Origin of the sequence: Actinokineospora sp. NBRC 105648 (assembly GCF_030269645.1) — a bacterium.
Classification (GTDB): domain Bacteria; phylum Actinomycetota; class Actinomycetes; order Mycobacteriales; family Pseudonocardiaceae; genus Actinokineospora.
Map to the genome: position 1 here is coordinate 1 of NZ_BSTR01000052.1, position 21,329 is coordinate 21,329.

The 21,329-nt window shown below is 70.6% G+C and carries 21 protein-coding genes; 4 read left to right on the forward strand and 17 right to left on the reverse strand.

Features of this window, described 5'->3' with window-relative positions:
* Positions 1–432 precede the first annotated feature (432 nt).
* The 3 genes from QSK30_RS30645 to QSK30_RS30655 are packed head-to-tail and all read left to right on the forward strand — an operon-like array spanning position 433 to position 2,400.
* Complete coding sequence (locus tag QSK30_RS30645; RefSeq protein ID WP_285508218.1) at positions 433–1,116, forward strand: response regulator transcription factor; 684 nt, start codon at positions 433–435, stop codon at positions 1,114–1,116.
* 10 nt (positions 1,117–1,126) lie between these two features.
* Entirely contained in the window at positions 1,127–2,215 is a 1,089-nt protein-coding gene (locus tag QSK30_RS30650; RefSeq protein WP_502871912.1) for a sensor histidine kinase, read from the forward strand.
* Positions 2,216–2,259: 44 nt separating this feature from the next.
* A complete protein-coding gene (locus tag QSK30_RS30655) occupies positions 2,260–2,400 on the forward strand; it encodes a hypothetical protein (protein ID WP_285508221.1) in 141 nt (46 codons plus the stop codon).
* Here QSK30_RS30655 and vanX read toward each other — a convergent pair.
* From vanX to QSK30_RS30725, 14 genes are all read right to left on the reverse strand, one after another.
* Entirely contained in the window at positions 2,393–3,001 is a 609-nt protein-coding gene (vanX, locus tag QSK30_RS30660; protein ID WP_285508223.1) for a D-Ala-D-Ala dipeptidase VanX, read from the reverse strand. The genes QSK30_RS30655 and vanX overlap by 8 nt on opposite strands.
* Positions 2,998–4,038, reverse strand: a complete 1,041-nt coding sequence (vanA-Sc, locus tag QSK30_RS30665; protein ID WP_285508225.1) for a D-alanine--(R)-lactate ligase VanA-Sc — start codon at positions 4,036–4,038, stop codon at positions 2,998–3,000. Before vanA-Sc ends, vanX begins: the two co-directional genes overlap by 4 nt.
* Positions 4,031–4,936: a D-isomer specific 2-hydroxyacid dehydrogenase family protein gene (locus QSK30_RS30670; protein ID WP_285508289.1), complete on the reverse strand. Its 906-nt coding sequence runs from the start codon at positions 4,934–4,936 to the stop codon at positions 4,031–4,033. The genes vanA-Sc and QSK30_RS30670 overlap by 8 nt, the downstream gene beginning before the upstream one ends.
* 262 nt (positions 4,937–5,198) lie before the next feature.
* Positions 5,199–5,648, reverse strand: a complete 450-nt coding sequence (locus tag QSK30_RS30675) for a GNAT family N-acetyltransferase (RefSeq protein ID WP_285508227.1) — start codon at positions 5,646–5,648, stop codon at positions 5,199–5,201.
* A gap of 40 nt (positions 5,649–5,688) precedes the next feature.
* The gene (locus QSK30_RS30680) at positions 5,689–6,435 is read right to left on the reverse strand and encodes an alpha/beta hydrolase (RefSeq protein WP_285508229.1); all 747 of its coding nucleotides are present in this window, start codon (positions 6,433–6,435) and stop codon (positions 5,689–5,691) included.
* The gene (locus tag QSK30_RS30685) at positions 6,432–7,433 is read right to left on the reverse strand and encodes an LLM class flavin-dependent oxidoreductase (protein ID WP_285508231.1); all 1,002 of its coding nucleotides are present in this window, start codon (positions 7,431–7,433) and stop codon (positions 6,432–6,434) included. Before QSK30_RS30685 ends, QSK30_RS30680 begins: the two co-directional genes overlap by 4 nt.
* A gap of 3 nt (positions 7,434–7,436) precedes the next feature.
* The gene (locus QSK30_RS30690) at positions 7,437–9,137 is read right to left on the reverse strand and encodes an FAD-dependent oxidoreductase (RefSeq protein ID WP_285508232.1); all 1,701 of its coding nucleotides are present in this window, start codon (positions 9,135–9,137) and stop codon (positions 7,437–7,439) included.
* Complete coding sequence (locus tag QSK30_RS30695) at positions 9,137–10,507, reverse strand: NtaA/DmoA family FMN-dependent monooxygenase (protein ID WP_285508233.1); 1,371 nt, start codon at positions 10,505–10,507, stop codon at positions 9,137–9,139. The genes QSK30_RS30690 and QSK30_RS30695 overlap by 1 nt, the downstream gene beginning before the upstream one ends.
* A 14-nt stretch (positions 10,508–10,521) precedes the next feature.
* Complete coding sequence (locus tag QSK30_RS30700) at positions 10,522–11,340, reverse strand: ABC transporter ATP-binding protein (RefSeq protein WP_285508235.1); 819 nt, start codon at positions 11,338–11,340, stop codon at positions 10,522–10,524.
* Positions 11,337–12,185 carry an ABC transporter ATP-binding protein gene (locus QSK30_RS30705; protein ID WP_285508237.1) on the reverse strand — a complete coding sequence of 283 codons (849 nt, stop codon included), beginning with the start codon at positions 12,183–12,185 and terminating at the stop codon, positions 11,337–11,339. The genes QSK30_RS30700 and QSK30_RS30705 overlap by 4 nt, the downstream gene beginning before the upstream one ends.
* Positions 12,182–13,066 (reverse strand): ABC transporter permease, encoded by an 885-nt coding sequence (locus QSK30_RS30710; protein WP_285508239.1) that lies wholly within the window; start codon positions 13,064–13,066, stop codon positions 12,182–12,184. The genes QSK30_RS30705 and QSK30_RS30710 overlap by 4 nt, the downstream gene beginning before the upstream one ends.
* Position 13,067: 1 nt before the next feature.
* On the reverse strand, positions 13,068–14,081 hold the full coding sequence (locus tag QSK30_RS30715) for an ABC transporter permease (RefSeq protein WP_285508241.1): 1,014 nt from the start codon (positions 14,079–14,081) through the stop codon (positions 13,068–13,070).
* Positions 14,071–15,603 (reverse strand): ABC transporter substrate-binding protein, encoded by a 1,533-nt coding sequence (locus QSK30_RS30720; protein ID WP_285508242.1) that lies wholly within the window; start codon positions 15,601–15,603, stop codon positions 14,071–14,073. Before QSK30_RS30720 ends, QSK30_RS30715 begins: the two co-directional genes overlap by 11 nt.
* 38 nt (positions 15,604–15,641) lie before the next feature.
* Positions 15,642–17,075, reverse strand: a complete 1,434-nt coding sequence (locus QSK30_RS30725; protein WP_285508243.1) for an LLM class flavin-dependent oxidoreductase — start codon at positions 17,073–17,075, stop codon at positions 15,642–15,644.
* Between the two features lie 307 nt (positions 17,076–17,382).
* Between QSK30_RS30725 and QSK30_RS30730 the strand changes: the two genes are divergently transcribed.
* Positions 17,383–18,264, forward strand: coding sequence for a LysR family transcriptional regulator (locus QSK30_RS30730; RefSeq protein WP_285508245.1), 882 nt, complete (start codon positions 17,383–17,385; stop codon positions 18,262–18,264).
* An 85-nt stretch (positions 18,265–18,349) separates the two neighbouring features.
* On the opposite strand, the gene QSK30_RS30735 is transcribed toward QSK30_RS30730, so the two are convergent.
* The 3 genes from QSK30_RS30735 to QSK30_RS30745 all read right to left on the reverse strand — a co-directional run bounded on the left by QSK30_RS30735 (position 18,350) and on the right by QSK30_RS30745 (position 21,329).
* Positions 18,350–19,291 (reverse strand): ABC transporter substrate-binding protein, encoded by a 942-nt coding sequence (locus QSK30_RS30735; RefSeq protein WP_285508247.1) that lies wholly within the window; start codon positions 19,289–19,291, stop codon positions 18,350–18,352.
* Positions 19,292–19,382: 91 nt separating this feature from the next.
* Positions 19,383–20,141, reverse strand: coding sequence for an IclR family transcriptional regulator (locus tag QSK30_RS30740; protein WP_285508248.1), 759 nt, complete (start codon positions 20,139–20,141; stop codon positions 19,383–19,385).
* A 33-nt stretch (positions 20,142–20,174) separates the two neighbouring features.
* Positions 20,175–21,329 carry an LLM class flavin-dependent oxidoreductase gene (locus tag QSK30_RS30745; RefSeq protein WP_285508250.1) on the reverse strand — a complete coding sequence of 385 codons (1,155 nt, stop codon included), beginning with the start codon at positions 21,327–21,329 and terminating at the stop codon, positions 20,175–20,177.

Below are 21,329 nucleotides of genomic sequence, written 5' to 3' on the forward strand. Positions count from 1 at the left end.
TCCGCCGAACAACGTTTGACCACACCATCCGAGCCGTCGCCGGACTCCTCTCCGACCACCAACACCGAGACCGCCGCCAACCCACAACGCGGTAACCCCGCAGACCCAGCCGCAACACCTTCTGCCCCACCCAACCATGCACGAGGTCGTTAGGGCGAGCCCGGCAGCTCCCGGGTGGTCACCGGGTGCTGCCGGGATCCGCGACGACGGGTACCGACAGCGTGTTGCTTGACCCGATCCGCCGGTCGAGCTGCCCGTGCACGCGGTCTCGCCGCGGCGGACCACCTCTGCATCTCGCGCACCGGCAATCGCCATCGCCCGACCGACAGGGCGTTTGGAGCGGGAGGGGGTGCGGCGTGACGTCGCCGTGCACACCGCCGCGATGGTGTTTTCAATAGGGCGACGATATGTGTGGGCTTGTAGCATCGGCGCATGCGTGTGTTGGTTGTCGAGGACGAGCCCTATATGGCGGAGGCCATTCGCGATGGGCTGCGCCTGGAAGCGATCGCCGCGGACATCGCTGGTGACGGGCACGCGGCTCTGGAACTGTTGAGTGTCAACACCTATGACATCGCCGTTCTCGATCGGGATATTCCTGGGCCTTCCGGTGACGAGATCGCCAAGAGCATCGTCGCCTCCGGTTGCGGCATGCCGATCTTGATGCTCACCGCCGCCGATCGGATCGATGACAAGGCCTCTGGGTTTGGGCTCGGGGCCGACGACTACCTCACCAAGCCCTTCGCACTCCGAGAACTCGTGCTCAGGCTCCGGGCACTCGACCGCAGGCGCGCCCACAATCGGCCACCTGTGCGGGAGATCGCCGGTCTGCGGGTGGACCCGTTCCGTCGGGAGGTCTACCGGGACGGTCGCTACGTCGCGCTTACCCGGAAGCAGTTCGCAGTGCTCGAGGTCCTCGTCGCGGCCGAGGGAGGTGTCGTCAGCGCGGAGGACCTCCTGGAGCGGGCGTGGGACGAGAATGCCGACCCGTTCACCAACGCCGTGCGGATCACCGTGTCGGCACTGCGCAAGCGGCTCGGAGAACCGTGGATCATCGCCACTGTGGCGGGTGCCGGGTATCGCATCGACGTCGGGCTCGGGGGAGGGGAGCGTGGATAGGGCGCCCGGTTTGAGCGTCCGCCTGAAACTCACCCTCAGCTACGCCGGGTTCCTCATGCTCACGGGGGGCCTGCTGCTCGCCGCGGTGTGGGTGTTCTTGTTGCGCTATGTGCCCTGGCGGGTCTACAACCCGCCGGAGGGCGCGCCCGGGTCGCCGCGCGCGGCGTTCACCCCCGACCGCTCCGAACTGCTGGCCGCCTTCGCCCCGAAGGTGGCCGGGTTGCTGGTGTTCCTGCTGGTCTTCGGCCTGTTGGGCGGATGGGTCCTGGCTGGCAGCATGCTCGCGCCGCTGACCCGCATCAAGAACGCCACCCGCCTCGCCGCGAACGGTTCGCTTTCCCACCGGATCCAACTCGAAGGGCGCCAAGACGAGTTCCGCGAACTCGCCGACGCCTTTGACGCCATGCTCGCGCGGCTCGAGGCGCATGACGCCGAACAGCAGCGGTTCGCCGCCAACGCCTCCCATGAACTGCGCACCCCGCTGGCGATCACGCAGACGCTCCTCGACGTGGCCCGGCACGACCTGAGCCGTGACACCGGCGAACTCGTCGACCGCCTGCACTTCATCAACACCAGGGCGATCGACCTCACCGAAGCACTTCTCCTGCTCAGCCGCGCCAATCAGCGGTCGTTCACCCGAGAGCCCCTCGACCTGTCACTGGCGGCGGAAGAAGCCACTGAGACGCTTCTTCCCCTCGCGGAGAAACACGGCATCACCATCGAGACCGCGGGCGACCTGGCCCCCACCATCGGTTCGCGCGCGCTCCTCTACCAGATGACGTCGAACCTCGTGCACAACGCCATCGTCCACAACCTGCCGGAACAGGGCACCGTGTGGGTTACGACCGACGTCCACGCCGACACTGTGGTGCTCACTGTCGAGAACACCGGTAAGAAGCTCTCCGCACAACTCGTTTCCACCTATGTCGAGCCGTTCCAACGCGGCACCGAACGCATCCGCGCCGACCACGCGGGTGTCGGCCTCGGGCTGGCGATCGTCAAGAGCATCACCGAGGCCCACGACGGGACCCTCACCCTCGCCCCCCGGGCCGGTGGCGGGCTCCGTGTCGAGGTGCGCCTACCGGCCACGGGGAGATGACGACGTCGCCGGCGAGTTCAGGCGGTGGAAGCCAGTGGATCACCGTGGCCATCAAGCGCGAGCACCGCTCGACCGCCATCGCCTTCGGACTGCACTGGTCGCCGCCGCGCCCCGACTCGCGTCTACTGCCCGATACTCATCCAGTTCTTCATGGCTGGGATTGCCTGCTCGGCGCGATCATGTGATGGGGAAGTCGAAGTAGGTGTCTGGATGGGGTTCGTCCTCCAGGGTGTAGTGCCACCACTCGTGCAGGTATGGGCGGAAACCGCAGGCTGTCATGATGGTGCAGAGGTGTTGGCGGTTGGTCGCTTCGACTCGCGTGACCCCTGTCGCGCCGTGGTGGGAGACTGGGTCCATCAGGTCGTGGTCGCCGCCCATGGGGGCGAGTTCGCCGGTGGTCAAGTCGAACAGCGTTAGGTCGACTGTGCTGCCCCGGCTGTGTCCCGACTTGGCGGCCACATACCCGCGCTCGAACATCTCGACCCTGTCGATGTTCGGGTAGTGGCGCGGCTTTCTCCGACCATCCTCCGGCTGCTCCGACCAGCGCAGGAAGCAGTCCACGGCGCGCTGCGGGCGGTAGCCGTCCCAGAGGAGCAGGCCGAAGCCGACGGACGCTGCCTTCTCCTGTGCGGTCGCCAGGGCCGCGCATAGGGCCGTCGTGCCGACAATGCGATTCGCCAGGTACCCGTCCACGGGTTTGCCGGTGAAGTTGTCCCAGGTGGCGTACTTGGCGTCCCAGCGCACTCCGGGCACGACCTCGTCCACGAAAGCGAAACCTTCCTTCATCGGGCCTTCCCCGTCAACGCCAGGGACAGCACCCGGTCGATCACCTCGGTGAGCGGCAGCCCGGCGGCTGCCATCATCCTCGGGTAGCGGCTGTACGAGGTCAGACCGGGGAGCGTGTTGACCTCGTTGAGGACCACGCTCCCGTCCTCCGTCAGGAACATGTCCACTCGCGACAGACCTCGGCAGCCCAGGGCGCGGTATATCGCCTTGGCCGTCTCCTGGACGAGTGAACGCGTCGCCGCTGGGATGTCGGCGGGGACGGTGATCGTCGAGTTCTCGGAGCCGCTTTCCGGGTTGCTCTCCTGGTGGATTCGGAAAATCCCATGCGTCAGCGAGATCTGATCCACCTCGCCCGCGACCAGTTCCCCGTCGTTCCCCAAGATCGCGCAGCCGACCTCGCTGCCGACGACAGCCTCTTCGATCAGCACCTTGGTGTCGTACTGCCTCGCGGTCTCCACCGCGCTCGGCAGTTCCTCCTTACGGGATACCTTGCTGACGCCGAAGGACGACCCCGAACGGGCAGGTTTCACGTAGACGGGATAGGTGAGCAGGTCGGGATCGGGGTTCTCGTTCGCTGTGAGAGTCCAGAAGTTCGGCGTCGCGATCCCCGCGCTGCCCGCGACGACGTAGGCGAGGGACTTGTCCATGCACAGCGCGGAACTCTGGACATCGCAACCGACGTAGGGGATGCCGGAGAGTTCCAACAAGCCCTGGAAGGCACCGTCCTCGCCCAGTTTGCCGTGCAGGACGGGGAACACGACGTCCAGCCTGATCGCCTCGTACCGCCCCTGCTCCAGGATGAGCAACCCGTGGACGCCGCTGTCCGGTGACAGCACGGCCGGACGGCAGGCGCCGCTTTCCCACGCCGCGTCCGGGCCGTCGCAGAGCTGCCAAGCCCCGCGCTTCGTGATCCCGATCCAGAACGGTTCGTACTTCTCGACATCGAGGTTCTTGGCGACCTCTTGCGCGGACTTGACGGAAACGGGATGTTCTTCGGACGAACCCCCGAAGATGATCCCGACCTTCAACCTAGCCATGTTGCTTCCTGCCTTCGAATCTCACGCAGTTGCGGAGACTGTTCTCGATGGTGTCGCGCAGTGCGCGGTCTGTGTAATACGCGGTGTGCGGACTGATGAGCACGTTCGGCAGTCCTTGTAGCCGCGACAGGTGCGTGCTTTCGACGGGCTGGTCCCGGCGGTCGGCGTAGAAAACGCCTTCCTCGCCTTCGACGACGTCCAACGCCGCGCCGCCCAAGTGGCCGCTCTCCAGGGCGGGGATGAGGGCCTCGGTGTCGACGAGGGAACCGCGTCCGGTGTTGACGATGAATGCCCCGGGTTTCATCCGCGCGATCCGTCGACGATCCAGGAGGTGGTGCGTGTCCGCGTCGAGTGGGGTGTGCAGCGTGACGATGTCGCTGAGCGCGAGCAACTCGTCGAGGTCGACGTGGTCGGCGGTGGTTTTCGGGTGCCTGTCGTGGGCCAGGACGCGGCAGCCGAAGCCGTGCAGCCTGTCCACGACGGCCGCGCCGATGCGCCCGGTGCCGATCACCCCGACGGTCAGATCGCGCAGTTCTTTCCCGCGTACGGCATTCAACCGGTAGTCGTGGACGGCTACTCGCTGGATGGTGGACTTCGCGTCTCGCACCGCCATCAGCATCAGCATCACGGTGTAGTCGGCCACGCTGTCCGGCGAGTAGGTGACGTTCTCGACGGAGATGCCGACGCTCTCCGCGTATTCCACATCGATGTGGTTGTACCCGGTGCTCCTTGTGGAGATATACGCTACGCCTACGCGGCTGAGTGCAAGGAGCGTGGCACTTGTGATTCGAGTCTTGTGCCCCACGCTGACGCACCGATTACCCGAGGCCAGTCCCGCGCTGGTTTCGGATACAGCGCCCGCTGTGGTGGTTGGCGCGACGCCGAAGCGAGGCGCCATCTCTTGGAACAAGGCAGCCTCATCCGGTCCGCACCCGTAGACCGTGATTCCCAGTTCTGGGCCGGCCGAGGAGGGAGTGGATGTCGGCAACCTGGCGCGGTGAGCCGCTGCTCGTACCGGATCGCGGTAGATCATGCCCTGAGTCAAGCGGGCTGGGTGTTGCTGTCCCGTATGTGGTTTTCGATATGCCGACGATACGGGGGCGCCCAGCAAGGTGCACCGGTTTCCGCGTTGCCGCGGATTCTTTGTCGTGACAGGCGCGTCAGTACGCGCCGTCGCGGCGGTAGGTGTAGAGGATGAGGCCCTGGTTGAACTCGCCCACCTTGTCGTACAGGGCGCGGGCGGGGGCGTCTTCCAGGGTGTTCCAGTAGAGGCGAGGGAAGCCGTGGTCCTCGGCGTCCCTCGCCGCCCACTTGATCATCGTTGTGGCGATGCCCTGCCGCCGTGCGGAAGGCGTGACGAACAGGTCCGCCAGGTAGCTCCTGCCGCCGGGGCGCCAGACGCTGGGGTGGAAGACGTAGTGCGCGATGCCGACCATCGCGCCGTCCAGCCGCGCCGCGATCCCGTGGGTCCGCTCGTCCTCGTGCAGGCGCCGCCAGGTCTGCTCGTAGTCGTCGTCGCTGATGTCGTTCCCGAAGTGCCCGTGGTGGTCACGGGCCAGCACCTCCCAGTCCGCGCGGTCGGACCGGGTCAGGAAGTTGATCTCCACCATGCCGTCATCCTGCCGCACGGCAGGCGCGAGATCGAGTTGCTCACCAGGTGCTGGACTCCACCGAGATCACCGGGACCAGGCCGTTGCCGAGGGTCTCGAGGAAGGTCACGACCTCCGCGGCGACCGAGCGGTGCTGCCGGTCGTTGAGCACGTCGTGGTGGCCGCCGCGAACGACGGACAGACGGGCTCTTGGCAACGCCTTCACCGTGCGGGCCAGGGCCGCGCGGTCGGCGAGCGGGTCGGCGTCGCCGATGAGGAAGAGCCGGGGGAGGTCCGTCGAGCCCTCGTAGGCGGGCGCCACCAACTCGTCCGGCAGGGCATCGCGGAGGGTGCCTCGTTCAACGTCCGCGTCGCCTGCCAGCACGCCGCGGTGGACCGGGCAGGACGTCCGGACGTCCAGCTCCTCGTCCCAGGTCCCGGTCACGCCTGCCGCGTACCCGGGGAGCCCGGCGAGCACGACGGCGTCCGGCCACCACCCGGCGGTCGGGTCCTGCTGGTCCAGCAGCGCGGCGATCGCGGCCGCACCCGAGTCCGCGCCGACCAGCACCAGCGGCCGGGGGAGCGCGACCGACTCGGCCAGCCCCGCGGCGAACCAGGCCAGCGACCCCGGGATGTCGGCCGGGTCGATCCGGGGCGGGTCGACGACGCGGACCCGGTACGCCTCGGCGGCCAGGCGCGTGCCGAACCGGGTGTAGGTGGCGCGGGTCTCGCCGCGGCCCGGTACGACGAGCACCGTGCCGCGGGTGCGCAGTCCCTCGGGTTCGGGGAAGTCGGTGTGGCGACTCACCTCGGCACTCCTTCCAGTGCGGGCTTCCAGCCCAGGGCGGGGGCGACCTCGGTCGCGATGAGTTCGAGCGCCCGGATCGCGGCGTCCTGATCCGGTACGGCCGGGTTGAACTGGGTGATCAGGTCGGTGGCCACCGGCAGCACCCGCTCCCGGCGCAGCTCCGCCACGATCTCGTCGGGGTGCCCGTAGAACGAGTGGAACCGCCGCAACGCCTCGTCGACGTCCAGGCCCGCGGGGAAGCCGCCGCGCTCGCCGAAGCGCTGCGCGGCGCGGTGCACGTCGTCGCCGATCTGGGCCAACGCGGTGCGCCGGTCCTTCGCCGGGAAGATGAACCGGGACAGGCCGATCCGCGGCGTCCGCGGCCCGGTCCAGGCCGCCAGGTACGCATCCGCCCACGGCCGTTGCACCTCGTCGGTGGGCTCGTCGTAGCCGTAGGCGGCGCGGTTGAGCAGCAGGTTGGAGCCAGCCGCCGCCGCGTACTCGGCGCCGGGCCCGCTGAAGACGCCCTGCCAGATCCGGTCGGTGAAGTCCGCCGCGGGTGGCTGGATGGTGAAACCCGAGGCGCCGACCTCCTGGTTCGACAGCGCCGCGCGCAGCACCGCGAGCCCCTCGGTCGTCAGCTCGCGCTTTCGCTCGATGTCCCGGCCGAACGCGGCGTACTCCGCCTCGCTGCCGCCGCTGCCGACGCCGACCTCGACCCGCCCACCGCTGAGCGTGTCGACGACCGAGATGTCCTCGGCCAACCGCACCGGGTCCTCCAACGGCAGCACGGTGATCGCCGTGCCGAGCCGGATCCGGGTGGTGCGGGCGGCGGCGTGCGCCAGGAACGGCCACGGCGAGGGCAGCCCGCCACCGCCGAGTGGGACGTGGTGCTGGGCCACCCAGCCGATGTCGAAGCCCAGCTCGTCGGCCACGACGAACAGCTCCTGCGCGTTGCGGTAGGTCTGCACCGGGTCGTCGCCACGCCCCTGGACATGGGTGAGGAAACCGAGTCGCATCGCTCACTCACCGCCGCTGGCGCCGACGAGCTCGGCGACCCGCTCAGCCGGTGCGCCCGCGCCCAGGACCCGGTCCAGCACGGTGGCCGCGCCACCGTCGGGGAGATCCGTGCCGCGCCAGGCGATGTGCTGGTCGGGCCGGACGAGGAAGTTGCCCTCGCCGTAGAGCTCCCGCGCCACCGGATCGGTCAGGTGGATGACGGTGAACGGCAGTGACCGCGCGGCCGCCTCGGCGGCGAACGCGTGCTCGACAGCCCGGTCCTCGGTCAGCACCACGAGCGCGAGGTCGTTGCCGATCCGGTCGTACAGGGTGCCGCCGTAGGGGTCCACCAGGCCGTTCGGCGCCCGGTGCCCGGGACGCGGGTCGTCTGTGTACACATCGGACTGCCACGGCGGTTCCGCGTCGAGTTGCCCGTCCTCGTACCAGATCGCGGCGGAGTCGTCGTAGCGCTCGTCGAAGGTCACCCCGTCCGCGCCGGAGCGGTTCGCGCCGATCAGCGCGCCGATGGCCGCCCGGCGCTGCTCGGCGTCCGGGCTGAGGTCGGCGTCGTCGGGTACACCGATCTCGCGTATCCGCGCGAGCGTGGCCTGGGAGCGCCGTGAGCGGTCCAGGGCGAAGTCCGCGATCCGCCAGTTGTGCCTGCGGCGCTCCTGGTCGTAGGAGTCGAGCAACGCGTCCGGGGCGTGGCCGTTGAGCACGGCCGCGAGCTTCCAACCGAGGTTGACCACGTCGCCGAAGCCCTCGCCCAGGTTGCCGCCCGGTGTCCGCACGTGCGCGGCGTCGCCCGCCAGCAGCACCCGCCCGGCGCGGAAGTCCTCCGCGATCCGGGTGGCGTGGTAGTAGGTCGTGGCGGACACCAGCTCCAGGTCCAGGTCGAACCCGAAGGCCGCCTTGGCGGTCGTGAGCAGCTCGTCCTCGGACGGTTCGTGGTCGAGCGGGAACGGCCCGGCGTACACCCGCCACTCCCGGGTGCTGACCGCCGCCAGGAAGCTGTCCGCCCGCTGGTTGAACACGATGTTGGTACCGCTGGGCGCCGGGCCGACCTCCGCCGAGATGTCGCCCGTGCGCACGATCAGCCGTAGCCGCTTCTCGGTCGCGTGCTCGCCCTCTCGCGCGATGCCCGCGAGGTGCCGGACTGTGCTGCGCCCGCCGTCCGCGCCGATCAGGTACTTGGCCCGGACCACCCGGCCGTCCCCGAGGACGGCCTCGACCCCGGTGTCGTCCTGCCGCAGCTCCGTCAGCTGCCAACCGCCCGACACGCTGACCCCGCGCAGCGCGAGGTGGCGCAGGAACACTTGCTGCAGCGCGCTTTGCGGCCTGCGCAGCGCCTCCTCCGCCGAGGGGCGCGCGGCTCCGGTGAAGGCCGGTCGCCGGTTCGGCACCAGTTCGTGGCCCACGAGCGAGGTGACCAGTCGGATGCCCTGGTTCCACTCCGGCGGGAACGTCCACTCGTCGCGGACCGACTGCAGGACTCCCCACCGGCGGAAGTGCTCGACCACCCGCGGGGTGTGGCCCATGGCGCCGGCGCGGACCAGCGTGGCGCCGTCCGCCTGGTCGACGACGGCGACCTCGACGCCCCGGGAGTTCAGTTCGAGCGCGGCCGAGAGACCGACCGGGCCGGCGCCGACGACGAGCACGTCGACCCGCTCCGGCGGCGTGGCCACCGGGAAGCGCACCGTGTGGATGTCGCGTCCGCCGGGCATCAGGCGTCCACCAGGTTGTGGTCAGTCGCGTCGCTTCCGGCGAGCTCGCGCTCGGCGGTGTGGCGGTTGACCGGGATCGGCAGCCCGAGGTTGCCGCGCAGCGTGTCCGACTCGTACTCGGTGCGGAACAGGCCGCGCCGCTGCAGCAGCGGCACGACCCCGTCGACGAACCGGGCCAGGTCGTCGTTGTTGCGGAAGGCCAGGTTGATGCCGTCGAAGGTGCCCGCGGCGAACCAGTGCTCGATCGTGTCGGCGACCGTCGCAGGCGAGCCAACGAACGGCGAGGACCGGCGCTCGCTGAACGTCTCGACGACCTGGCGCAGCGAGAGCCCCTCGGCGCGGGCCTTCTCGATGATCTTCGCGGCGCCGGTCCGGCCGCCCTTCTCCGCGAGGTGCGCGACGTCCGGGAACGGCGCGTCCAGGTCGTACTGGCTGAAGTCGTGCGCGCCGAACGCCCGGCCGAGCAGCCCGACGTTGCGGTCGAAGTCGTTGTCCTCGGCGAGGATCTCCCGGGCCCGCCGCTGGGCCTCGTCGTCGGTGCCGCCGACGACCGGGCCGCCGTGGATGAAGATCTTGATGTGGTCGGGGTCCCGGCCCGCCTCGGCGGTGCGCCGCTTGATGTCGGCGTAGTACGCCCGCGCGTCGTCGAAGGTGCCGCCCGGGGCGTAGATGCCCTCGGCCACCTGCGCCGCGAGGTTCCGGCCCTCCTCGGACACGCCCGCCTGGAAGATCACCGGCTGGCCCTGCGGCGACCGGGAGAGGTTGAGCGGACCGTCGACGCGGAAGTGCTCGCCGACGTGGTTGAGCGCGTGCAGCCTGGTCGGGTCGAGGAACACGCCACTGTCCACATCGGCCGGGAACGCGTCGTCCTCGTAGGAGTCCCAGAGGCCACGGATGACCTGGACAGCCTCAAGTGCGCGGCCGTAGCGGGTCGCGTAGTCGAGGTGCTCCTCCAGGCCGTAGTTGCGGCTGGTGCCGGTGTCGAAGCTGGTGACGACGTTCCACCCGGCCCGGCCGCCGCTGATGTGGTCGAGCGAGGCGAACCGGCGGGCGAGGTTGAACGGCGAGTTGTAGGTGGAGCTCGCCGTGCCCACCAGGCCGAGGTGCTTGGTGTGGGTGGCGACCGCGGACAGCAGGGTGAGCGGCTCGAGCCGGTTGAGGTAGTGCGCCGGGTAGGTGGCGTTGATGAACTGGCTGTCCACGATGAACAGCGCGTCGAAGAGCGCGTGCTCGGCCGCCTGCGCCTGCGCGATGTAGTAGTTGATGTCGGTGCTGGCGTTCTTGGCGACGCCGGGGTCCTTCCAGAGGCCGTGCTGGCCGGGACCGCCGACGCCGTAGGGGTGCAGGGCGAGGTGGAGCTTGCGGGTCATGTGGGGTTTTCCCTTCACGCGTTGAGGAGCGCGCGCAGCGCCTCGCGCTCGGCGCGGCCCGCGGAGGCCGTGCGCAGCGTCGGCGCCGAGCTGATGAGCAAGCGGGTGTACGGGTGCTGTGGGGCGGCGACGATGTCGCGCGCGGAGCCGACCTCGACCAGTTCGCCCTGGTAGAGCACCGCGATGCGGTCCGCGATCCCGGCGACCGAGCCGAGGTCGTGGGAAATGAACACGAGCGCGATGCCTGTGTCGCGCAGGTCCTTGAGGATCTCCAAGACCTGCACTCGGTTAGCGGCGTCCAGCGCGCTGACCGGTTCGTCGAGGATCACCAGCTTGGGCTCGGTGATGAGCGCGCGAGCGACCGCCACGCGCTGGCGCTGCCCGCCGGAGAGCTCGCCGGGCAGCCGCGCCAGCAGCTCCTCGTCGAGGCGGACCCTGGCGAGGTAGGTGCGCGCCTTGGCTGTCGCCTCCTCACGTGGAACTCCTTGCAGGAGAAGCGGTTCCATGAGCGAGTCGGCGATGGTCACATCGGGGTCCAGGCTCCGCAGGGGGTCCTGGAACACGTACTGGATCACGCCCCGGCGCCGCAGCGTGCGCCACTGCCTGCTCCGGTAGCCGGTGACGTCCTCGCCGTCGATGACGATCCGGCCCGCCGTCGGGCGCACCAGGCCGAGGACGGCGCGGGCGAGGGTGGACTTCCCCGAACCGGTCTCCCCGATGAGCCCGACGACCTCCCCGGGCCCGACCGTCAGCGAGGCGCCGGAGAGCGCCTGACGGCGCTGCCGTCGGAGTCCATAGTGGACATCCAGGTCGGTGACCTCGAGGACCGTCATCTTCCCTCCCGGGAAAGGAACTTCTCCAGGCCGTACTGCTCGTGCTCGCTGATGAGCAGCCGGGTGTACTCGTGCTCGGGCTGGTAGAGCACCCGGTCCGTCGGGCCCTGCTCGACCACCTCGCCCTCGCGCATGACCAGCACCTCGTCGCACAGCTGGGCGACGACGGCCAGGTCGTGCGAGACCACGACGAGTGCGAGACCGGCGTTGTCGCGCAGGTCGGCGAGCAGGTCGAGGATCTCGGCCTGCACGGTCACGTCCAGCGCGGTCGTCGCCTCGTCGGCGATGAGCACCTGCGGGTCGGCCGCGATCGCCGCCGCGATCAGCACCCGCTGCAGCATCCCGCCGGAGAGCTCGTAGGTGTACTGGCCGTAGACCAGCTCCGGGTCCCGCAGGTGCACCGCGGTGAGCAGCTCGATCGCGCGCTGCCGGGCGGCCCGGCGCTTGAGGCCCTTCTTCACCCGGATCACCTCGGCGATCTGCGCGCCGACCTGGATCGAGGGGTTCAGGTACGATGCCGGGTCCTGGAACACCGCGCTGATGGTCGAGCCGCGCATCGCGGTCAGCCGCGCGGGCGTCAGGGCCGTGATGTCCTCGCCCGCGACGTGGATGGCGCCCGCCGAGACCTCGAAGTGCGGCGGGAGGATCCCCAGCACCGCGCGGCAGGTCAGCGTCTTGCCGCTGCCCGACTCGCCGACGATGCCGACCACCTTGCCGGGCGTGAGCTCGAAGCTCACGCCCTTGACGATCTCGCGGTCGTCGACCTGGCTGCGGATCCGGACGTCGTGGACGGACAGGACCGGGTCCGCGGTGGTCGTCGTCGGGCTCTCGGTGAGCGTGGTCATGCCCTACCTCCGGCGGCGGTCTGGTTGGCCTTCTGGTTGGCGGCCGCCCTCCGGGTGTTGGCCAGCGCGCGGCCCGCCTCGCCCGAGACGTCGCGGATGGCGTCGGCGAGCAGGTTGCAGGCCCACACCGTCGCCATGATCAGCAGCGCCGGGGCGAACGGCGCCCACGGCTGGTAGCTCAGGTAGCCCAGGTCCGAGGCGAGCAGCCCGCCCCAGGTCGGCGCGGGCGGCTGCACGCCGATGCCCAGGAACGTCAGGCTGGAGACGATGACGAAGCCGACGCCGATGGTCTGGGCGAGCGCGACGGCGATCGGCGGCAGCACCTTCACCCACACGTGCCGCCGCACGACCCAGCCGAGCGAGGCACCGGAGATGAGCGCGGCCTCGACGTACTGCGACCGCGCGACCGCCAGCGTCGCGCTGCGCGCGACCCGGTAGAACAGCGGCGAGACCAGGGCGCCGGTCACGAACATCGCCTGCGTGATCCCGTTGCCCAGCAACGCGGTCACCGCCACCGCGAAGAGCAGGAACGGCAGCGCGACGAGGGTGTCGGCCAGCCGCAGTGTGAACCACTCGAACGCGCGGCCGAGGTAGACCGACAGGATGCCGGGGATCGCCCCGACGACCAGCGCCATCAGCGCCACCTCCAGCGACCCGACGACGCTGATCCGGGAACCGTCCAGCAGCCTGCTGAACACGTCGCGGCCGAGGTAGTCGGTCCCCAGCCAGTGCCCGCCGGAGGGCCCGGCGAGGGTGTCGGGGCTGGTGGCCAGCGGGTCCTGCGGCGCGAGCAGCGGTCCGAAGACCGCCAGCAGCGCGATCGCCAGCAGGATCGCGACCGAGATCCGGCCCGAGACGAGCGAGAGCACGCGGCGCGGCACGTCAGACCCCTCTCTGCGAGGCAGGCGTTACCCGGCCGAGGACGATGTTGATGAGCAGGTTGAAGGTGACGACCATGACGACCGACACCACGAGCACGCCCTGCACCGCCGGGACGTCGCCCGCCTGCGCCGAGTCGTTGGCGAACCGGCCGAAGCCCTGCAGGCCGAAGATCCACTCGGTCACCACCGACGCGCCGACCAGCGAGGGGAACTTGATCCCGATTGTCGCCAGCGCGGGCCCCATGCCGTTGCGCAGGACGTGCCGGAAGAAGATCCGGCGCGGGCTCAGCCCGCGCACCAGCGCGCCGAGCACGTAGTTCTCCCGGTACGCGCTGACCAGCCCGGTCCGCAGCTGCCGCGCCACGTCGGCCACCACGTCGAAGCTGAGCGCGAGCGCGGGCAGGATCACGTGGGCCAGCCAGGGGCCGATGCCGTTCTCCGGCGGGATGTAACCGCCGGAGGGCAACAGGTCCAGCCCCACGGCGAAGACCTCCACGAGCACGATGCCGACCACGAACGGCGGCATCACCGAGATCACCGTGGCGAAGCCGGTGATCGCCCGGTCCACCCAGGTGCCGCGGCGCAGCGCGGCCACGGTGCCCAGCCCCAGGCCCAGGACCGCGCCCAGCACGAGCGCGATGACCGCCACCGACAGGCTGACCCCGAGGCCCAGGCCGATCAGCGTGGAGATGTCGGCGCCGTTGACCCAGCTCACGCCGAACTGCCCGTGCAGCACGTCGGTGAACCAGTGCCAGTACTGGACCAGGAACGGCCGGTCCAGGCCCCACTGGCTCTCGATGTTGTGGATGGCCTCGGGCGTGGCGTCCTCGCCCAGCTGCAACCGGGCCGGGGACAGCCCGCTCATGGCGCGCAGCGCGAAGGTCACGAAGGTCGCCACGAAGAACACCGGGATGAAGATCCCGACCGACCGGGCCAGGGTGACCAGGACGCGGCCGAGGCCCCGCCGCGCCCTGGTCACCAGGACGGGGCGGGCGGCCACCGGCTCAGCTGCCACTGATGGTCACGCCCGTCCAGTCGATGTGGGCGGGGTTCTTCGGCAGGTTCGAGATGGACTTGCTCTTGGCGATCAGGTTCGGCGGGGAGTAGGTGAACACCAGCGCCTTGCTCTCCAGGCCCGCCCGCGTCGCGGCCCGCAGCACCTCGGGGTAGTCCGGCGCGTCGAGCGGCGTCTGGCGCACCTTCGCCACCGCGGCGTCGAAGCCCGCGGGCTGGTACGGGGTGCTCAGGTTCAGCGGGCCGTTCGGTCCGAAGTGGGCGGTCAGCGTCTGCACGGCGGAGTCGCGGCCGGTGGTGCCGTAGAGCGAGAGCGTCAGTTCCTTGGCGAAGAACGGCTTCGCCCAGTTCTTGTCCACCTTGATGTTCACCGTGATGCCGACCGCGGCGAGCTGCGACTGCACGATCTCGGACGCGGGCTGCGCGTCCGGGATCACCAGGTCGACCTTGATGTCACCGGGCTTGAAACCGGCCTCGGCGAGCAGCTGCTTGGCCTTCTCCGGGTCGTAGGCCCACCGGTTCTTCGACTGCGGGTCGTAGGCGATGTACTTCTCCGGGAACGGCTGGTCGGTCGCCTCGCCGTAGCCGAAGGACAGCTTGTCGACGAACTCCTTGCGGTTGACCGCGTGCCGCACCGCGTCGACGACCTTCTCGTTGTTGAACGGCGCCTTGTTCACGTTGAGGCTGATGTTGGAGGCGTTGAAGCCCGGCAGCACGAAGACGTCGAGGTTGGCCTTCTTGGCGGCGTCGGCCTGGCTCGGGGTGAGGTCGGCGAAGTTGTAGACGCCGGTCTGCAGACCCGAGACGACGGTGCTGGCGTCCGGCGCCGAGGTCAGCTCGACGTTGTCGATGTGGATGTTCGCCGCGTCCCAGTAGCCGGGGTTCTTCTTCAGCACCGCCTTGGTGCCCGGGACCACCTGGGTGACCACGAACGGGCCCGCGCCGACCGGGTTCTGGTCCAGCTTCGCCGGGTCCTGCGCGGCCTTGGGGCTGGCCACCTGCAGCACCCGCTGGCCGAGCAGCTGCGGGATCTGGTGGTCGACCTGCGACAGGTGCACGACCACGTCCTGGCCGGTCGCGGTGACCGTGCTGATGGAGGTGAGGTCGCCGAAGAGCGCGGAGTTCTTCTGCGTCTTCGCCCGCTCGATCGCGGCCTTGACCGCGGCGCCGTCGACCGGCTCGCCGTCGGAGAACTTCAAGCCCTCGCGCAGGTGGAAGGTGACCTCGGTGCCCGCGCTGTTGTACTCCCAGCTCTTGGCCAGGTCGGGCACGGCCTTGCCGCTCTCGTCGGTCCGGGTCAGGGACGCGTAGACGAGGGCGAGCTCCCGGAACTGGGCGCCACTGCCGCCGACCACCGGGTCCCAGTGCGTCGGGAAGTACGAGGAGGCCCACTTGAGGGTCCCGCTGGGGCCCGCCGTGGCGGACGCCCCGCCGCTGCCGCACGCGGAGAGCGTGGACACGAGCGTCGCGGCGACGGCGATTCCGATAACTGCGCCACGAGGGCGGCGAACGTTGGTGCGCACGGGGATTTCCTGTCTTTCGGTCATGGGGATCGCCACGGTCACGGGACGAGAACGGCTGCGGGCGCTGCGGTTTCCGCGGGCGCTGAGGTTTCCGCGGGAGCGGTGGATTCGGTTGGTTCGGCCGGCTCGGCGGAGTCCGCGACCGGACGCCGGGCGGCGGTGTGGCGGTTCGCGGGGATCGGCAGGCCGAGGTTCCCCCGCAGGGTGCTCGACTCGTACTCGCTCCGGACCACACCGCGTTCCCGCAGGATCGGGAGCACCTGGTCGGTGAAGAGCGCGAACTCGCTGGGCGCGTTGACGGTGACATTGATGCCGTCGAAGGCGCCCTCCTCGAACCAGTGCTGGATCGTGTCGGCGACGGTCTGCGGCGAACCCACGAACGGCGACCGCGCCGCGGCGCTCAGATGCTCGACGACCTGGCGGAGCGTGAAGTCGTTGTCCCTGGCCAGTTTCGTGATCGCCTCGGCGTGCGTGCGGAAGCTGCGCTCACCGAGGTGGGCGACGTCGGGGAACGGCGCGTCCAGGTCGTACTGGGTGAAGTCGTGCCAACCGAAGGGACGGCCCAGCTCCTTGAGCGCGCGCTCGAAGCTCTTGCCGCCGAGCCGGGCGTCCTCCTTGGCCCGCGCCTGCTCGTCGGTGTCGGCGATGATCAGCGAGATCCCGGGCAGGATCAACACTTCCTCGGGGTCGCGCCCCTTCGCGGCGGCGCGCTCGCGCAGCTCGGTGCGGAAGGCCCGCGCCCGCTCCAGGGTCGGCGCGTGGGTGAAGATCACTTCCGCGATGGTCGCGCCCAGGTCGCGGCCCTCCTCGGAGTCGCCCGCCTGGAAGATGACCGGCTGCCCCTGGGGCGAACGCTCCAGGTTGAGCGGGCCGACGACGGAGAAGTACTCACCCTTGTGGTCGAGCGCGTGCTGCTTGGTCGGGTCGAAGAAGACCCCCGACTCCCGGTCGCGCGGGAACGCGTCGGCCTCGTAGGAGTCCCAGAGCCCCTGGGCGACGCGGACGTGCTCGAGCGCGCGGCCGTACCGCGTGGCGTAGTCGTAGTGCTCGTCACGGCTGTAGTTGCCCGCGGTGCCCGCGTCGCCGCTGGTCACCACGTTCCAGCCCGCCCGGCCGCCGCTGATGTGGTCGAGGGAGTACAGCCTGCGGGCGATGTTGAACGGCTCGTTGTAGGACGTGGTCAGGGTGCCGACGAGGCCGATGTGTCGGGTGTGGACGGCGACCGCGGACAGCAGGGTCAGCGGCTCGAGTCGGCTCAGGTAGTGGTTGGGCGAGTCCGCGGTGATGAACTGGCTGTCCACAATGAACACCAGGTCGAACTTCGCCGCCTCCGCCTCCTGGGCGCGGGCGATGTACCAGGCGATGTCCACACTGGCGTCGACCGGGATCTCCGGGTCGAGCCAGGTGTTGTGCTGGCCGGGGCCACCGACCCCGAGGAGTACGGCGCCCAGTTTCAGGGTACGGCTGGACATGGTGATCCATTCTCTGTTTGCGGGCAGGCTGAAGACGCACCCCGACGGGTGTGGAGATCAGTGGGTGCTGCGCGGGCCCTGAGCGGGCGGCAGCTCAGTGCCGGTCGAGCGGACGGCGAGCCGAACAGATCGCGGTGCCACAGCGGGCGTGGTCGAGCCAGCGACAGCAGGTGAGCAGCGCGCTCATCGCGTCAGCCGGTCGGTTCATGCCTCCGAGCATGACTCCTGCGCCGGTGGGTGTCCAACGACGTTTCATGATGCGGATTCATCGCGGTTCGTGATGGGTGCTCGGGTAGCTTCCGTCGACATGGAGAAGGTCCTCGACATCGTGCCCCTGCGCAGCTTCGTCGCGGTCGCCGACTGCGGCGGTTTCCAGCGCGCCGCCACCCACCTGCACCTCAGCCAAGCCGCGGTGAGCCAACATGTTCGCAGACTCGAGGCGGCGACGGGAAGACGGTTGGTGGAGCGCGACGGCAGGCGGTCGCGCTTCACCGCCGATGGCAACCGGCTGCTCGGCTACGCCCGCCGGATCCTCGCGCTGCACGACGAGTCGCTGCGCGGTCTGGGCGTCGAGAGCGAGGAGACGGTGGTGATCGGGTCGACCGAGCACGCCGCGGCCCAGCTCCTGCCCCGTCTCACCGCGACACTGGAGGAGTCGCTGCCCGACTACCGCGTCCGCTACCGCCTCGACCGCGGGACGGCGCTGCGGGAGGCCCTCGGCGCGGGCCGCCTCGACCTCGCGCTGCTGCTCGGCGCGGCCGACGACCCGCGCGCGACGCCGGTCGGCGAGCTGGAGCTGACCTGGTACTCCGCGCCGGGGTGGACCCGGCCGGGCGGCGCGGTGCCGCTGGTCGCTTTCGACAGCCCGTGCGCGTTGCGCACCAGCGCGTTGGAAACCCTTGCCGCGCACCGGATCCCGGCCGAGATCGGCGCGGAGGCCAACCAGCTCGCCGGGGTGCACGCGGCCACCGCGGCCGGTCTGGGCGTGGCCGTGCTGGCGACCTTCGGCACCACACCGCAGGGCCTGGTCCCGCGGCGGGACCTGCCCAAGCTGGAGCCGTTGCCGCTGTTCATCTGGAATCGTCAAGGTCTGGACCCGACGGTGTCCCGGCACGCCGTCGTGTCCCTGCGCCGGTTGCTGTCCGCGCACCGGGGCCTCGCGGTGGCGCCCATCGCCCAGGGGGCCTGACGGTCCACGGTCGCTCCGGGTTTTCCACTGGCGGAGTCAACGCGCGGAACCACGGAGCCCGTGGTTCCGCGCGTTGGGACGGTGGTCAGGCGCGGGTGGACAGCGTGCCGGTGACCAGGTCGTTCACCCAGGGCAGGACCGCGCCCCGGACGTCGACCGCGCGGGGCAGCAGGCCGTTGGCGGCGAGCAGGTCGGCCGCGCGCTGCTGCTCGGTCAGGAACGCCTCGTCGGCCGGGTTGACGCCGAACGGCCGGTTGCGCAGCGCGCGCTCCCAGGCGTCCAGGCTCGCGTCCGAGCCCCGGGCGACCGCGTCATCGACGAAGTACCGCGCCGCGGCCCGGGGGTTCTCCGTGATCCACCGGTCGGACTCCTGCAGCGACTCGATGATCGCGGCCAACTCGTCGCGGTGGTCCTCGGCGAAGTCCCGGCGGGTGAACCACAGCGACGGGTGGCTGAACAGCCCCTCGGTCCGCACCAGGGTGCGCACCTCGGTCTGGGCCTCCACCCGGTCGAGGTCCGGGTAGGAGCCGGTCCACGCGTCGATCTCGCCGTCGAGGAACAGCTGGGCCGCGTCCGCCCCCGTGTTCACCGGTTCGACGTCCGCCCAGGTCAGACCCGCCTGGTCGAGGGCGAACAGCAGCAGCGTGGTCTGCCACGAGCCGTGCGCGATGCCCACCCGGCGGCCGCGCAGGTCGGCGACCTCCTTGATCGGCGAGTCCGCGCGCACCACGAGCCTGCCGTTGTCGACCCGGGGGCCGGACACGCCGATGTAGACCACGTCCCGGCCCGCGCCCAGCGCGGTGATCGGCGGGGTGAAGCCGGTGCCGACCACGTCGTAGCCGCCCTCGGCGAACAACTGGTCACTGTGGACAGTCGGCAGCCCGGACCGGGTGTCGGGCCGCTCGCCCTGCGGAAGCGACCGCAGGTCGACCCAGGTGACGTCGGGGATCCTGCGCTCCAGGATCCCGGTGTGCCGCAGCACGAACAGCGAGTTGTTGTGCGGGAAGAACCCCACTCGAACGGACATCGTGGACCTCCAGGCGATTTCGGGTGCGGTGCGACCCCCGGCGCACGCGCGCCGGGGTGGGGAGGGGGTGCTGTAGGGGAGTGCTGTGCCGCTACCGGGTCGGCAGCAGCAGTGCGGCGACCTGGTCGACCCGGGCCTGTGCCTGGGCGACGAACCAGCCGACGCGGTCGTCGGTGATCAGTTCCGGGGTGGCCCGCAGGGTCAGCGCGGCGTAGCTGAAGCCGTCGGCGTCCAGGACCGGCACCGAGACCGACCGGACCCCGTGCTCGCTCTCGCCGTCGTTGAGCGCGTGGCCCGCGGCGCGCACCCGGTCGAGCTCCGCGCGCAGCTCGGCGCGGTCGCCGATGGTGCGGTCGGTCAGCCGAACGAGCTCGGGCAGCGCGGCCAGGTCGTCCTCGCCGGGCGGCGCCCAGGCCAGCAGCACCTTGCCCATGGCGGTCGAGTGCAGCGGCGTGCGGATGCCGTCCGAGGACTCCGCGCCGACCGTGCCACCGATCAGCACGAGGGCGTCGTCGCCGCTGCGGACCGCGACGCTGGCCGAGGCCTTGGTCGCCCGGCCGAGCCGGGCCAGCACCGGGTCCAACCGGTGCAGGCCGTGCCGGAAGTAGTGCAGCTGGCCGAGCTCGGCCACCGTGGTGCCGAGCCGGTAGCGCGCGGTGGCCGGGTCGCGCTCCAGGAAACCGGCCGCGACCAGGGTGAGCACCAGCCGGTGCGCGGTGCTGATCGGCAGCTCCATGGCCCGGGCGATGTCGGTGACGCCCATTTCCGGCCCGTGGTGGCGGAAGCACTGGAGCACGCCGAGGGCGCGCTGCACCGCTTGCGCGCCCGCTGGCGCGGCACTGGTCGCCATCACCGGTCTCCTGGTCGTCGGCCGCTGGTCAGCTTACGCACTCAGCGTCACCGGCCCGCGGTCGCCGAGCCTGCCGCGCAGCAGCGGCAGCACACCCTCGGCGACCCGGTAGGCCTCCTCCAGGTGCGGTCCGCCCGCCAGGATGAGCGCGCCCACGCCGAGGTCGATCAGCTGGTCCAGCCGTTCGGCGACCTGCTCGTAGCTGCCGACCAGGCCGAACGCCGGGCCGGGCCGCATCAGCGCCAGCCCGGCGAACACGCCGGGCTCGACCTCGAAGTCGCGGAAGCCGGTGAACGACTCCGGTTGGAAGCCGACCGCCCGGCGCACGCCGAACGAGTCGCCACCGTCGCGCGACAGCTGCGCCCGCACGTCCTCCGGGCGCACGTGCCGCCAGCCGCGTTCGATCTCCGCCCACGCCTCCTCGGCCGTCTCCCGCGCCAGGATGTCGACCCGGACGGCGAACTTGGGCGCGGCACTGCGCGCCCGGACGGCGTCGAACTTGGCCCGCAGCGCGTCCAGCGGCTCCAGCCAGGACAGGTAGTAGTCGGCGTGCCGCCCGGCGGCCTCGATCGCCGCCGGGGACGACCCGGAGAAGAACACCTCGGGGAACGGCAGCCCGGCGAGCGGACCCGGCAAGCCGCCGCCCCGCACCCGGTAGAACCGGCCGTCGAAGTCGAACGGGCCGCCGTCCCACACCCCGCGCAGCACGTCGAGGAACTCCGAGGTGCGGGCGTAGCGGTCGTCGTGCGCCACCTTGTCGCCCCACCACAGCTGCGGCGGTCCGCCACCGCCGGTGATGATGTTGTAGGCGACCCGCCCGGCCGAGGCGCGGTGCAGGCTGGCGGTCATCCGCGCGGCCTGCACCGGGGACAGGAAACCGGGCTGGAACGCGATCATGAACTTGTACGTCTTGGTCGCCCTGGCCAGCGCGGACGCCACCGCCCACGGGTCGTCGGTGCCGGGGAACGAGGGCAGCAGCCCGCCGTGGAACCCCAGGCCCTCGGCCGCCCGCGCGGTCTCCACCAGGTAGTCGAGCAGGCCGTAGCCGTCCGGTTCGCCGTCGCGGGTCCCCGGGGTGATGCTGTCCGGCCCCGGCGGCGCCCAGTCGCCCCGGGACTGGCGGTGCGCGGTGCGCAGCGAGCTGGGGTCGCCCGCCATCCCGATCCGCCACCAGATGTCGATGGTCAT